We start from the raw sequence: 16,356 nt of genomic DNA, 5'->3' as shown, positions 1-16,356 counted from the left end.
GGTCACCGCTATGGCATCGGGACTTCGCTCTACCCAGTGCTGCACTCTTTGGTGAACAAAAGCCGGCGGCTCGGAAAATTGAGTCGGGGCGTTGTAGCTCTCCAGTTGGCGCACCCGCTCATCCGGAGTAAGCAGTTTCAACTGACCAATGCGACAATCCTGGTGCGCACTGAGTGCATCCAGCAATTGCAAATAGTGCCCCACAAAACGGCGGATGGTTTCCGCCTTGAAGAGGTCGCGGTTGTATTCCAGTACGCCACTTATGGCTCCGCCCTCTTCCCGTACGTTCATGGTCAGATCGAAGCGCGCCCGCTGACCGCCCGGGGACGACTCCACGGCCCAGGGGGCAAACGCCAGCTCCGGAGCGTCCTGTGTCGCAGTCCGGTCCGCGGGTGAATCCCCGACCGGCGCGGCCACATTTTGCATCGCAAACATGACCTGGAATACCGGGCTGTAACTGAGATTCCGCTCTGGGTTCAGCGTCTTCACCAGCATTTCGAACGGCAATTCCTGATGGGCGAAGGCCGCCAGGATGCGGTCGCGCATCTTGTGCAGCAGCTGCGTGACACTGTCACCGGCATGGGCCCGGAAACGCAGCGCCAGCGTATTGACAAAAAATCCGATAAGACTTTCGGTTTCCTGCCTGGTGCGGTTCGCCACCGGGGTTCCGATAGCGAAATCCCATTGACCACTGGCTCGGGCGAGCAACAGGGCAAACCCGCTGATCATTGTCATAAACAGGGTAACGCCCTGATCCTGGCTCAACTGTTTGAGTGCCAGCGCCAGACGCGGCGGAACGGTGAAGGATTCCAGAGCGCCGCGAAACTGCTGCTCCGGGAGTCTTGCCCAATCGCCAGGCAAGGCCAACAGAGGTGGCAGCCCTTGCAGCTCACTGCGCCAGAAATCCAGCAGATTATCCAGGTTCCCGCCCTGTAATCGCTGCTGCTGCCAGCGGGCGTAGTCGCGGTACTGAATCGGCAATGGCGCTAAGGCTGGTACCTGGGCCCGAACCAGGGCCCGGTAAATAGCACCTAGCTCGCGAAAGAAAATAGACATGGACCAGGCGTCGGATACACTGTGGTGCAGATTCACCAGCAGCAATAGTTCACCAGGCGCTTCCCGGTCGTCGTCGCAGCGCAATTCCAGCAACCGCAGGCGACAGAGTAAGTCGGCATTTAAATCAAACGGATATTGCTGCTCCTGTCGGACTACCCGCTGCAACTGGGCCTCAGTTTCCACCTGCTCCAGTTCCACAGGCGTGGGGTTTCTATCCGGCCTCTGCCAGGGTTGGCCTGCCTTTAGCACAAAGCGGGTGCGCAGGGCCTCCTGTCGTTCCGTTAAAGCTGCGAGGCTCTGCAGCATTACAGCGCGGTCAATATCGCCGATTACCCGACGCGTAAAAACCATGTTATAGACGGAATTAGGCCCGTTTAATTGCGACAGGAACCAAAGCTGCTGCTGTGGAAATGACAGGGGTGCATCGCTATCGTCTGAGGCAGCCAGTACCGGCCCCGTATCCTCGAACTCATCGCCTTCCGCATCCACCAGATACTGTGCCTGTTCGAACAGACTGGGGCGCTCAAAAATGTCTTTGACCGAAAATTTAACCTGGAAGCTGTCCTGAACCAGGCTAACCAATTGAATGGCTTTCAAGGAATGCCCACCCAGGGCGAAGAAACTGTCGTATCGACCCAGCTGCTGAACGCCCAATACCCGCTGCCAAAGGCTCGCCAGTAAGATCTCTACCTCCCCTTCGGGCTCTGTAATTACCCTCTCCCGCAACAACCTGTCGGGCGCCGGCAGGCTCCGCTTATCCACTTTTCCCTGTGCGGTAAGCGGCAGCGAATCGAGCAGGATAATATGGCTGGGCAACATGTAGTTCGGGAGCCGGTGACGTAGAAAACGGTATATTTCAGCGTCATTTACCGCTGCTTTTTCACCTTTGGTACCGACATATGCCACCAAACTGCGGTCGTTCTCCTCACCAACCACAATGACTGCTGCGGCATCAACGACCTCGCAGGCCATTAGGTTCTGTTCGACGTCCTCGAGTTCAACCCGAAAGCCACGCACTTTAACTTGGTGGTCCCGCCGCCCGACAAACAGTAAATACCCATCATCGGAGTATTTCACCAAGTCGCCGGTGCGATAGAGTCGCTCTCCCCCCACTTCCTGTGTAAATGGATTGGGAACAAAACTCTGGGCCGTCGTGGCGCCCTGCCGCCAATAACCATGGGCAAGGCCTTCCCCGGCAATGCACAATTCCCCCACTGCGCCTACCGGACACACCCGCAGATCGGCATCCAGCACATAACAGCGGGTATTGGCGATGGGTTTACCAATGGGTATCTGTCCGAGATCCATTGACCACTGCTTGAGATCAAATGTGGTGGCGACGACTGTAGTCTCAGTGGGGCCATAAGTATTCAGCAAAATAGCTGGCAAACCGGACTGCAACCAGCGGCGCCAGACCGGTGCCGCCATCGCCTCGCCGCCAACAATGATTCGCGTCAGGGATTGCGGCAGTTGTATCCCGGCGGGCAGTGTTGCACACAGGTGGTGCCAGAAAGCCGTGGGCAGGGATGCGATATTGATTTTTTGCCGGTCGACGCCCCGCAGAAAATCCTCGCCCCCCAACAGGAGTTCCGCATCGCGTATCACCAGAGTTGCGCCGGAAAACAGCGACAGACAAATTTCTTCCGCAAAGATATCGAATGCGAAGGATGAAAACTGCAGTATGCGCCTGCCCTCGAGGGAGCCGTGCAGATTTTCGCAGGCGTGTTGATAGGCCACCAGGTTGTGATGGCTGACCAGCACGCCCTTTGGGCGGCCGGTGGAGCCGGACGTGTACAGCATATATGCGGGCAGCTGCGGCATCAGCCCGGGAAGATTGAGATTCCCTTCGCTGTGGCAACAGAGTCTGCCTTCATCCGCTGGGTTTAGCACACGAATATTGAAACCGATAGATTCCGTACTTCGCGGCGTGCCCATCAGCAGCCTGAGGTCGGCATCCCGGCAAATGGTCTCGATGCGTTGAAGTGGCGCATTGATATCCAGCGGTACATAGCAGGCACCGCACTTCAATACCGCCAGCACCGCCACCAGCAGCTGCTCACCCGGTGACAGAAATATGCCCACCTGGGTACCGGGGCCCGCACCTTGTTCCAGTAGCGCGCGGGCCAGGCGATTGGCACGGGCATTGATGGCACTATAGGACCACTGGTCCGCATGGGTTACCAGGGCTATACAGTCGGGGCTTTGCGCCGCTCTGTTTTCAAACAGTTGATGTGCACATAACTTCTTTGCAAAATCACTTTGGGTTCGGTTCCAGATCTGCGTGCAGTGTTGATATTCGACCGGATGGAGCATGGATAATTGGGACAGGGCCCTGGAGGGGGCTTTCACCACCGAATCCATCAACACGGCAAAATTATTGGCCATACGGGCAATGGTGGCCTGGTCGAACAAGTCCGTATTGTAGTTCCAGGCCATGAACAATTGACCGTCTTCCTGCATAGCATTCAGGGTCAGATCGAACTTGGCGTAACTGAATCCTGTGCCAACTGTTTCCATTTCAAGACCGGCCAGTTGCCCGTCGCCGTGATCGTTGTTTTGCAGGATCAACATAAGCTGGAATACGGGCGAATAGGCCAGAGATGGCGCCAGGTCCAATTCAGCCACCAGGTGCTCGAATGGTACCTGCTGGTGTGCGTAGGCATCCCAGGCCTTTTGCCGTGCCTGCAGCAGCAATTCTTTAAAAGATCCAGCTTTATCCAGATGGGTGCGCAACACTATGGTGTTGAGGAAAAAGCCTATTAACCGCTCCACCCCGGACTGTTCACGATTGGCGATCGGAGTGCCTATGACTATGTCACTCTGACCACTGTAACGCCCCAACAAAAGCGCAAAGGCGGCGTTCAGCCCCATAAACAGCGTGGCCCCCTGTGCGCGACAGAGCTCCTCAAACGCAGTTACGGTATCCCGGTCGATCAGGCTGGAGAGGCTCTTTCCACGATTGCTTTGCACTGCCGGCCTGGGCCTGTCCAGCGGCAGACTGTGGACTGCGGGAATCCCCGCCAGGGTCTCGGTCCAAAACTCCAACTGGCGACGCAATTCGTCTCCCGTTACATGCTTCCGCTGCCAGTGGGCATAATCCGCGAACTGAACCTCCAGCGGTGCCAATGGGTTGGCTTGACCCTGACTGAAGGCCCGGTACAGGTTCTGAAACTCATTGTTGAAGACCCCCATAGACCAGCCATCTGCGGCTATATGGTGCATGGTGCGCAACAGCACTATTTCGTCCTGTGCCAACAGGAGAATCTGCCAGCGCAACAGTGGCTCGCAGTCGAGCCTGAAAGGACGGTTGGATTCCTCGCGGCTGAGCTGCTTCAACCGCTGCTCACGCTGTTCCCGGGGCAGATCAGTAAGATCGACAGGGGAAACAGAGCGCGGGAGATACTCCCGTACAATCTGATAGGGAGAGTCACCCACTGCGACGAACACTGTGCGCAGGCTTTCGTGCCGCTCGACAATGGTATTCAGGGCCTGTTCGATGGCCTCCAGGTGGATGTCGCCGCGCAGACGCAATGCAGAGGGCATATTGTAATGCACACTGTTGCCGCCGAGCTGATCCAAAAACCAAAGTCGCTGCTGAGAAAATGCGGAGGGTGCTATTTGCTGATTTGAACTGATACCCAGCTGTTCGTAAATCCGTATAATTTGCGCTTTGCGTGCGGCGAGCGCCTGTTTTAGCGAAGGGGTTAGGGCCTCTCGATCCCCCTTCACTTTCAGTCTGCCATCTATCAACGAGATAAACACATGGACTTCTTTTGCTTGCAGCAGAAACTCCATGGGGTTATCCGGCCAACCTTGCGGCCGCTGCTGAGTATGTGTATTCATCGGTTAGCTTCCAGCTGACTTATCACAATTCAAACTCTTCCATTTCAAATTCGTCGTCAACGTGAAACGCTTCGACTTTTTGCGAGGATACCCTTCCTTCACAACACTCTTTTTCCACCTGCCGGGCAAAATCTGCCAGTCTGACTGCGTCAAATACCGCAGCCAGCGGCAAAGCAATCGACCAGCGTTCATTCACCATGGTCAACATGCGGGTTGCCAGCAGCGAGTGGCCACCCAGCTCAAAAAAATCATCAGCGGTGCTGACCGGATCATCGATTTTCAACAGCTCCTGCCAGATTTTGGCCACACCTTTTTCCACTTCCGTGGTGGGCGGGACAAATTCGCGTGCGGCGGACTTCGATGGCGGTGGCAGCGCCCGCACATCGAGTTTGCCGCTGGCGGTCAATGGCAGTGAAGGCAGCCACACAAACACCGATGGAACCATATAGCTGGGGAGTTGCGATTGGGCGTGACCCCGGCACTCTTCACTGCTCAGTGGCGGCTGGCCCGGCGCCGGTTCGTCACCAACCAGGTAACACACCAGTTGTGCCTGCTCTCCTGGCAACACATGTGAGGCCGCCTGCTTAATTTCATCGCACTGCGTCATAACGGCATTGATCTCACCCAGCTCAATGCGATAGCCCCGCAGCTTGACCTGTTGATCGCGGCGATACAGGAACTGCAGGCTGCCGTCATTTAATATCCGGCCGATATCTCCACTGCGGTAAAGTCGGCTCCCGGGTTGACCCCAGGGGTTGGGCACAAATTTTTCCGCGGTCATGGCGCCGCGCCCCAGATATCCTCGAGCCAAACCGCTACCCGCAATACAGATCTCACCCGGCATACCCTGAGGGCAGAGGTGTCCCTTCTCATCCACCAAATAACACTGACTGCCCTCCAGTGCCCGCCCCACACTTGGAACCGGACATGTTGTGTCAATAGCCCGCACACAGGCATCGACGGTGCACTCGGTGGGGCCGTAGAGATTGAAAAAGCGGCTGCGGTGGGGCCAGTTGGCCAGCCTGTCCCACAGCGACTGTTCTATGGCTTCGCCGCCCACTAATACGATATGGGGAAGTTCCTGAAGCCGCTGATCATCCTCTATCAGCAGGGTCAACAGTGAGGGTGTGCAATCGACCACATCCACGGCACTGGTGTGGAAAAAATCGTACATCTGGCGGCTGTCGGCGCGAATGGATTCCGGCACCATCACCAGGGTTGCACCTTCGAGTAAGGTCACCCACTGCTGCACGGAAGCGTCGAAACCCAGAGAGGCGTTTAGTGCGATGCGCATATCTGCCATTGGCAGTGGCTGATCCCCATAGACACGCTCTTTGAGCCCTTGCAGCAAATTCAAAATACTGCCGTGTTCAACGGCGACGCCTTTTGGCGTCCCGGTAGTGCCCGATGTAAACAGGGTGTAAGCCAGGGAGCCTGTGTGGACCTCAGGCCCCCGAGGAGGGTCTTGCGAATTTTTCCCGCACTGCTCCCGCCCTGCCCCACCAACCAATTGTCCATCGCATAGCGTCAGGCGGATAAGGCTTTGGCGGTGTATATTGTCAATGCGGGCAGCCGGGAATCTGTTATCGATGGGGACATAGGCGGCGCCGGCAAACAACACCGTCAGTAGATCGATAATGACGGAGCTGTGTCTCGACACAACCACGCCCACACGCTCCTCGCTTTTGACCCCCTGTTTGGCCAGCGCCCTGGCTCCCAGTCTCGCCCGCCGCACACATTCGCCGTAACTCACATGTTCGGGCAAGCCACAGGAGGACACTGCCGTCACTGCAATTTTTTCGGCCGTCTGGGCGGCCCGGTAGACAAAGGCAGAGGGGACCGGCAGTTGTTCAGTTGTGCAGACTTCCGGGGCCGGCGGTGGCGGTGGCAACAGCCATCGGCATTCAACTGGAACCAGATCCGGGTGGCAGACCAGCGATTGCAGCATTTGTCGGTACAACTGCTCCAAGCGCACTATGGTCGCCGCATCGAAGAGCTGTGTATTGTATTCAAAGGCGATATCCATCGACTGGTCGCCATCGGTGACAGCACAGGTCAAATCGAAGTGCGCGACTCCCTGTTCGAGTTCGTCGAGTTCCAGATAGTGAATCTGCGACTGGGTCTGCGCCTCTTGCCGCTGGAAACTGAATACCACTTGAAATAGCGGGGTGATATTGCGCACTCGGGAAGGATTGATCACTTCCACCAACTGTTCGAAAGGCAATTCCTTGTGGGCCAGCGCAGCCATGATCTGCCCATGCTGTGCCTGCACATAGTGACGCAGTGGTTTGTCTGCCGGCGTTTGAAAGCGGATTACCAATGTATTCACGAAAAACCCGATTTGGGATTGATCGCGCGGCTTGTCCCTGAGGCTCACCGGCATGCCGATGGCCAGGTCGGATTGACCGGACCAGCGGGACAACAGCAGGGCGAATACACTCATCATGAGACTGTTGACGCTAACGCCCCAGTCCCTCGCCTGCCTGCCGAGAGACGCTGCCAGGCTCTGTGGCAGCGACTGCCGGTGCAGGGCGCCCTCATGGCTTTGTTCGCCGGGGCGCGGCATGTCGGTAGGTAGATCCAGGTGGGGAGGCAGGCCCTGTAAATAGGTCTGCCAGAACTCCAGTTCGAGGTTGTGATCTTTCGGCAACAGGGCAGCGGACGGAAGCCGGCTTCCTGGTGGCGGCTCCGGGACAGAGTTTCCACCCCCATCCAGCAAGGCCCCATAGTGGTGTTGCAGCTCCTGTAACAACAGGATCTTGGAGGCGCCGTCGAACACTGAGTGGTGCAGCAGCCAAAACAATACCACTGGACCATCGCCACCGGCCTGCAGCAGACGCACTTGGCAAAGTCGCTCGCCGTTGAGATCAAAGGCGTGCATCCGGGCGCGACGGATTTCCGCCACCAGTTGTGCCATGGAATCCAACACTTCCAGGGATGGCGGTAGAAGCGGATCCAGCAATAGCTGCTGAGGCCCTTCGCCGGAACTTTCGAAGCAACAGCGCAGAGAGGGCTGTGCGCTGAACACTCGGGTCAGCGCCGCGGACAGGCACTGCCAGTCCACGGGTTCCTGCAGGCGCATCAACAGGGGAATATTGTAGGTTGCGGTCGGCCCCTGGTACTGGTGCAAAAACCACAGCCGCCTTTGGCCGTAGGACAGAGGGGCGCGCGCGCGCGGTTGCGCCGTGTCCCCCTCCCCCGCCGCAGAGCTTGTATCGCACACTGCATCCGCCGCGCCGGCGATATAGGCGGCCTGGGATTTGAGATTCGAATGGCGGTAGAGGCCGGCCATACCCACATCTTTGCCCAATGCGACCGGTATCTGCGCTGCCAGCTGCATCAGTAACAGCGAGTGGCCTCCGAGAGAAAAGAAATCATCCTCCCTGCCAACCCTGGGCAGATGCAACAGTTGCGACCAGAGTGCAGCCAGGCGTTGTTCACCGGCGGTGGCGGGTTCCTGATATTGGGTTTCAAGGCGGGTTTGCGGCGGCGGTAACCGCGTGGTATCCAGTTTGCCGCTGATATTCAGGGGGAGTTGCGCCAGTGGAATGAATGCCTGGGGCAGCATGTAGTCGGGCAATTGGGTACTGGCCTGTTGCCGGATATCCATCACCAGATTGTGCAAACGATCACTTTGGCTTACGCAGGCTTCAGGGGCCGCTCCCTCTTCCGATGGCTCGCGCAAGTAGTCGCAAAGACTGGGGTCTTTGGGCACCAGATAAGCGCAAAGCACACCCTGGGGTTGCGGCCACCAGTGCACCCGCACCTGCGCGATTGCGTCGTGACTGGCCAGGCAATGTTCAACTTCAGAAAGTTCTACCCGGAAGCCCCGAATTTGTACCTGCTGGTCCCGGCGTCCGATAAATTCCAGCCGCGACGGCAGGCCCTGATCATCCGGTCGCCAGCGCACCAGGTCACCGCTGCGATAGAGCCTTTCCCCGACCTGACCGGATGCTGCAAACGGATCGGGCACGAACCTTTCCGCTGTGAGACCCGGCTGGCCCCAGTATCCCAGCGACAGTGCCCGACCACCGATGTAAAGCTCCCCCGTTGTTCCAACCGGACAGGGCTGGCCACTATCATCCAGTACCAACAAACGGGTATTGGCCACCGCACGTCCGATACTGTTGACGCAGATCTGCGTCCCATAGTGCAGATCCTGCGCGGCGGTCACAGTGGTTTCCGTGGGGCCGTACTTGTTGATTAATGTCCTGCCCCAAACCGATTTGACCTGTGGAGTACAGGCCTCGCCGGCACTGATCACCCGCAAATTCGGCAGAATTCCCGATCCTTCGCCAGCGCTATATAAACCCGTCTGTGCCAATACCGCTAACAGTCCCGGTGTCCCGTGCAAATGACTGATTTTCTGATCGACCAGTGTCCGCTGGAGGAACTTCACTTCCCGCATACACGGCTGGGCTGCCAGGCAAAGTGTGGCACCCGTGAGCAAACATAAAAATAACTGTTCCACCGAGGCGTCGAATACGTAATCCGCCGTCCACAGGGCCCGCTCAGCGGAATTAAAATTCAAACTCTGCTGCTGGTGTGCAATAAGGTTGACGACGGAGCGGTGTTGCACCATCACCGCCTTGGGCGCGCCCGTACTGCCGGAGGTATACAGCAGATAAGCCAGAGCACTGCCCGACCACTGGGGTTGGGTATCGGCGGTGGCCGTTAAGGGGCCCGCTCTGTCCAGTTCGCCAATGTCCAGTACCCTTGGCGTTGCGTCCACAAGCTCATCGGGCAACTGGTCGCGCCGACAGATAACGGCAACTGCGCCACTGCGACGCATTAGTGTGGATACGCGGCCGGCCGGTTGCCGGGGGGACAAAGGCACATAGGCCGCGCCCGCCTGGAGCACCGCCAATATGGCGGTCACCGCATCGATACTCTTTTCCAGGTATACCGCCACGAACGGCGGCTGACCTGTTCCGGCACGGGCATTGACCAATGGGAAAATAGGTTGTGCCCATCGGTCCACTCTGGCAGCCAGGCAGCGGTAACTTATATGCCGCTGCTCATCCAGAGCCACCAGGGCCACTGCATCCGCCCGGGTAGCGGCTCGTGCGTGAAAAGCCGCAGCGATATTTTCCACCGCGGGCAGAGACAGGCTTGGGCCCTGCCCCGCCTGACAGAGTGCTGCCAAATCATCCGGAGGCAACAGACTGATCTGAGAAATCGGCGCCCCGCCCCGCTCCAGCAAGGCCACCAGCGCGCGCCGATAGGTTGCGGCCACGGCTTGCATAGAAGCGGTATTGAACTGTGCGCTGGGGTAAATCAACTCGCCCTGGATGGAGTGGGCGGAATCGCGCAGTGAAAACTGCCAGTCGAATTTGGCGGGCAAATACAGTTGACGCTTTTCAATCCAGGGCAGGCGGGTGACCGACGCCTCCTCTCCATCATCGCTGGTGTTCCAGTCAAAAAACACCTGGACCAGCGGGGCCTGGGGTGATTTTTGCCAGGCCTGCACCACCTTGTCGAAAGGCAGTTCCTGATAGCGTTTCGCGTCCGCGATGCGCTCGAACAAAGTAGAGATAAGTTGTGTCACCGGCATAGACGGGGACAGGCGCATCCGCAGCGCCAGGGTATTGGCAAAGAAGCCCACCAGCCCATGGGTTTCCGGGTGAGGCCGGTTGTCGGAAACAGTGCCGACAACCAGGTCAAGGCGGTTGCAATGATGTGCCAGGGTCAGATAAACAGCACCCAACAGCACAGCATAGCGGCTGACCCCCTGCTGTCTGGCGAGTGCATCCAGGCGGCGACTGATTTCCGGGTCAAGCGGCAGGGGAACGCAGGCACCCTGAGAGTCAGATACAGCCGCCGATGCGCTGACCGGCAGTGTCAGAGGGGCGTAATCCTGCAATTGCGCCTGCCAATATTCTCTGGCTTCATCCAGAGCCGGGCTCGATACACTTTGTGTTTGCCAGTGGGCGTAATCCCAGTAGTCGATCGGGAGTTCCGGCAGGGCCACCGTTTCACCCCGCTGCAGACCGCTAAACACCTGGTGCAACTCTTGGAAAAAAACCTGCTGGGACCAGCCGTCGAAGGCGATATGGTGCAACACCAGCAGCACAAAATGGTTGGCTTCCCCTGTCACCCGATAGTGGACCAGACGCAGACCCGGATTCCTGGATAAATCGAAAACCTCCGCCACCTGCCGGCGAATGGATTTCTCCAGTTCCGCCTGTGAGGCCAGCCGTTTTTCCCGCACCTCCACGGGGCCGGACACAGATACGGGCACCGGGTCTCCCCCGCGCATGGGATACGCTGTGCGCAGCACCGGGTGGCGCTGGCAAAGCCGTTGTAAAGCCTGCAACAGGAGCACCGAGTGCAGCTCCGACACCCGAAACAGAAACGGAATGTGGTAGTCGCTGCGCCCCGGATCCAGCTGGTGCAAATAAAGCAGTCCTTTTTGCCCGTGGGACAGCGCCGGCGCCGATCCGTCGGGTCGCCGGTCGATTGTCGGAACCTGGTCGGTTACCAGATGGTCCTGGAGCCGCGCGATGGTGGGATAGCGGTAAATGAGGGACAGGGGAATTTCAACACCCAGTCGCTGGCGGCTCAGTGCGCTCAAACGCACCGCCAGAAGGGAATGCCCCCCCAGTTGGAAAAAGTGGTCGTCAATGCCCAGTTCCGGCCGGCACAGGACTTCCCGCCAGATTTCGCACAGGGCCGCTTCCCGCTGGGTCCGCGGCGCCCTGGATGTGGAACGCGACTCCGCCTTTGGCAGCGGCAGCGCGGACACGTCGAGCTTTGCATTGGCGTTTAACGGCAATGCCCGCAGCGGGATAAGATCATCCGGCAACATATAGGTGGGCAGACTTGTGGCCAGCTGCGCGAAAACAGACTGGCCATCCCACTCTGCATCAGGATCCCGGGGAACCACATAGGCCAGCAATTGGCCATCAACACCCCGATGCCCGGCATCGCGCCACAACACCCGGGCCTGGGCCACCGGGGGCAACTGCTGTAGCTGGTATTCGATTTCCCCCGGCTCTATCCGGAAGCCCCGCCGTTTGATTTGTTGGTCCGAGCGGCCTTCGAAAATGAGTCGACCGCGGTGGTCGCTGCGCACCAGGTCACCGGTGCGGTAGAGCCTGGCTCCCGACCTGCCGCTGAAGGCGTCGGGCACAAAGCGCTCGGCAGTTGTGCCGGGCTGTCGCACATAGCCCGCCGCCAGTCCTTCGCCCCCCACCCATAGTTCCCCCCGCGCACCACTGGGTTGAACCCGGCCGTCACGCGACACCACATAGGCATAGGACTGGTCAATCGCGTAGCCAATAGGCAATTCCCCACCTGGGGCAGGGAGGGAATCCCCCGCACCAATAGAAAAACAGGTGGAAAAAGTGGTGTTTTCCGTCGGTCCATAGCCGTTGACCAGGGTGAGTCTGCAATCGGCGGCCCGCAGGCGGTGAATATCGTCCGCCGACATGGCCTCACCCCCAACGATCAACTGCCGGAGTGGGCGAAACAAACTGGCATCAGTGGCCAGATGCTGGCGAAACAATTGAGTGGTCATCAACATGGCACTAATGGACAGGCCTTTGATGGCCTCACCCAATGTCCAGCTCTGCAGTAAATGGTCGTCGGGCACCAGGTGCAGGTTGGCCCCGTTGAGAAGAGTTCCCCAAAACTCGTAGGTGGTAGCGTCGAAGGCCATGGCGCAGGTCCACAGCAGGCGATCGCTCTCATGGATCGGGACCGCCGACCGGTCATTGGCAAGCCGCAATACCCCCCGCTGGGGCACTGCCACGCCCTTGGGAAATCCGGTGGAACCGGAGGTAAACATGACGTACGCCAGGCTGTCACCGGTAATATCCGACAGCCGGGGCAATGACTGTATGCAGTCGCGGGGTAAGTTCGCTATGTTCAACACAGTCACTGCAGACGAATCCTGCTCGATCTGTGCGGCCTCCGCTGTCTGCAACAGGCAGCGGCAGCCGGCCTGCGCCAGCATACGGCTCCACTGCGCGGCTGGACGCTTTTCGTCGATGGCCACATAGGCGACTCCCAGCCGCGCACAAGCCAGCATGGCAAGTGCCCACCGGTAGTTGCGTGGCCCGGCAATCGCGACTGTCGGTGCGCCGTTAGCCGCCGCACCCGCGGCCAGTAGCTGCGCGGCCAGCACTTCGGCACCCAGGTGCAGCGCGCCATAGCTGAGGTGGATGGGGGCAACTTGTTCCAGAGGGTGTTGGCTGATGGCCACCTTGTCCGGCTGCGCCTCCACCCTCTGTAAAAATTGCTGGTACAGGGTGGTGCGGCCTTGCTCTGTTTCGCCGGGCCGGGAAATCGAATCCCGGCCCGGCGGCAGAGCTGAAGGCGCTGTGCGGACCAGGCTCCACAAGGGTGAATGATCGCCGTCGACCATCCCCTCCAATAGCTGCAGGATAAGGACCCCCAGGCCGGCTATGGTTTCAGAGGCGAATAAGGTGCGCGCATAATTGGCCCTGAGCCGCAGGCCCTGTCGGGTTTTGCTCGCGGTGACAGTCACATCGAACATGGCCGGGGCGGTCGGCAGCCATGAATACTGGTCGAAAGACGGCGCAGCCCAGTCCGGGACTGGCTGGATGCTTTCGTCCTCGAAATTGAATACACATTGAAACAGCGGATGCCGACTGTCATCCCGGGGGGGCGCTATGGCGGCAACCAACTGGTCGAAGGGCAGTCCCTGATGCGCTTTTGCCTCCCCCAGCAGCCGGTGAAGTTTTGCCAGATAGTCGCGTACCGATAAGGAAAAGTTGAGGTCGATACGCAGCGGCAGCATATTGACAAAACAGCCGATCAGGGGAAGCAGGTCGGGGTGCTGCCGCGTGCTGAAAGGAGCCCCGATCACCAGCTGCCTGCGGTTTCCCAGTATGGCCAGGGCGAGGGCGTAAGCACCTAATAGTAGCGCATACAGACTGGTGCGGCGGCGCCTGGCAAAGGACTCGCAGCGCTGCAACCAGGATGCGTCCAGTTGCCAATCCATTTCCGCGCCGGAACTGTCGAAAATCGCGGGTCGGGGAAAATCGGCCGGCAATTCTGCAGCTTCCGCGCCCGCCAGAGCCGCGCGCCAGTAGTCCAAAGGGACCTGCATCTGCCCCGGCGTTAACACCCGCCTTTGCCAAGCGGCATAATCGCGGTACTGCACCGGTAATTGTGGAAGCGGGTCGGCCAGTGCTCCCGGCGCCTCCTCTCCCGCGGCTACCCCAATCTCCGGCCCCGGCTTTTGCCTCCATCCTGCCACACGTAAAACGGTATTGAGTTCTTCTATAAATATGTCCAGCGACAGGCCGTCAAATGCGATGTGGTGCCACACCAGCAAAACATAATAATGGTCCGCACAGTGAAAGCAGTGAGCCCGCAAGCTCGCATCCCGCTGCAAGTCAAAAGGGTTCTGAACCCGGTCGCCGATCGCCTTGCGCAGATCGGATTCCCCGGCCAGCTGCAGCACCTCCAGCTCCATGGGTTCACAGCCACCATCCCGCTGCTGCTCCCGATCGTCGTAGAGGCTGAACAGAACCCGGTGCCGTTGGCACACCCTGTGGATGGCATCACCCAGCGACTGGATCTCCGGCATCTCAATCCCGGCCGGTAGTCTCCACAATTTGGGCACATGGTAGAGGCTGGGTTCGCTGCTTATCAGCGCGGACACCTGCAGGCGCCGCTGCTCGAACGACAGGGGCGCAGAATCGGATTGTGCGGAGGGAATTTCCGTTAGTGCGCCGCTAGTCAGCGCCGCCAGTGCGGCGGCTGTGCCATGCTGGTGAATGGCGGATGCGGACACGGGAAAACCCAGCCACCGGTGAATTTCCGCCGAGGCGCGCATCGCCAGAATCGAATTGCCCCCCAGGGCAAAAAAATGATCACCCCGCCCGACCCGCTGCACATGGAGCAGGGTTGCAAAAATTTCGCACAGTGTCCGCTCTGTGTCGTTGCGCGGAGTGCCCCCCGCCACGGGATCATCGGGTGCCGGCAGTGCAGCGCGGTCGAGTTTGCCGTTGGGGGTCAACGGCAGGGCAGGCATCAACACGATACCCGCGGGCAACATATATTCGGGCAGCACCTTTGCCAGTCCGGCCTTGATACTGTCAATGCCCGGCCGCTGCCCTTCCCGGGGCACCCCATAGGCCAGCAGCACCTTGACGCCTCCCCGGTCCGCCACTATCACCCGCGCCTGAGCGATTTCCTCCGTGCGCAACAGCGCCGCTTCCACTTCGGCGACTTCCACCCGGTGGCCGCGAATTTTTACCTGCTGATCCGCGCGACCGCAGTATTCCAGAGCGCCCTGCTGATTTCTGCGCGCCAGGTCGCCGGTGCGGTAGAGTCTCGTCCCGTCCCCGTATGGGTTGGGGAGAAACCGTTCGGCGGTCTGGCCCGGTGCGCGGCAATAACCCCGCGCCAGGCCCGCGCCAGCCAGAAAGAGTTCTCCCACCACACCATCGGCTAGTGGCTGCAGTCCTTCATCCAATACCAGCGCCGAGGTATTTTCCAGCGGGCAACCGATACTGGTTGTCTGCTGGGCGCTCACGCGCGTGCCCGTGGCATAGATGGCGGCCTCGGTGGGTCCGTAGTAATTATGGAGTGGCAGTGATTGCGACCAGTGAACAGCGGTAGCTTTATCACAGGGTTCACCGGCGATGACCAAAGCGCGTAGATGCGGTAGTGCCTGCTTGGGCAACAGGGCTAAAACCGCTGGCGGCAGATACAGGTAATTAAGCTGGTGCTGGACAAGGTAGCAAAAGAGCAGATTGCAATCCTTGCGCACCGAATTGTCCAGCAAATGCAATTGACCACCGAAACACAGACAGCCGAATATTTCCGCCACCGACACATCAAAGGTGACATTGGCAAATGCACCCACCCGCTCAGTGCCCGCACCGATTGCATACACGCCCGCCATTGCCGACAGGGTATTGCTCACCTGCCGGTGTTCGACCATAACCCCCTTGGGCTTGCCGGTGGAGCCGGAGGTAAACATCACATAGGCCAGCTGCGCATCACTCAGACGGGGCCAGCGCTTCGGAGTAGTCGACGGAGCCAGCCGGTCGGACCAAATAACCGGCCTGGCCGCGTCCAGATGTCCCAGTGCCAGATGAATCAAAGCCTGGTGACGGGACTGGCTGATCAGCCAGCGACAGTCGCCGGCTGCGACTATGGTAGCGAAACGCTGAGGGGGGCCTTCGGGATCGATAGGAACATAGGCGGCACCGGCTTTCATCACCGCCAGCATGGCAATAACCATATCGGGGCTGCGATCGAGGCAAAGAGCTACCCTGGCCTCCGCTGCAAAGCCAGTCTGTGCCAATAAAACTGCGGCCAGCGCGTCGACCTTTTGCCCCAGTTGCCGATAACTCAGTGCCTGACCCTGAGCCACAAGTGCAACGGCGTCCGGGCGCAACGCAACCTGTTGGTCGAACAGCGTGAAAATATTCATAGGAGATCAACCACTGCCTGCGCGGCATAGAGGGCCGGGCA

General features: G+C 59.2%; 2 protein-coding genes. Both read right to left on the bottom strand.

Going from position 1 to position 16,356, the window contains the following annotated elements:
- Positions 1 to 4,899: amino acid adenylation domain-containing protein (locus tag ABVT36_RS15645; RefSeq protein ID WP_368457378.1), on the bottom strand; the 4,899-nt coding region annotated here is incomplete at its 3' end.
- A 22-nt stretch (positions 4,900 to 4,921) separates the two neighbouring features.
- Entirely contained in the window at positions 4,922 to 16,315 is an 11,394-nt protein-coding gene (locus ABVT36_RS15640; protein WP_368457377.1) for an amino acid adenylation domain-containing protein, read from the bottom strand.
- Positions 16,316 to 16,356: the final 41 nt, after the last annotated feature.

This window comes from Microbulbifer sp. TYP-18, from assembly GCF_040932045.1.
GTDB lineage: Bacteria > Pseudomonadota > Gammaproteobacteria > Pseudomonadales > Cellvibrionaceae > Microbulbifer.
This window is presented reverse-complemented; position numbering and strand designations above follow the sequence as displayed.

Coding starts and splice junctions, on each gene's coding strand:
- ABVT36_RS15640 (WP_368457377.1), bottom strand. CDS start 16,315: ATGAATATTTTCACGCTGTTCGACCAACAGGTTGCGTTGCGCCCGGAC.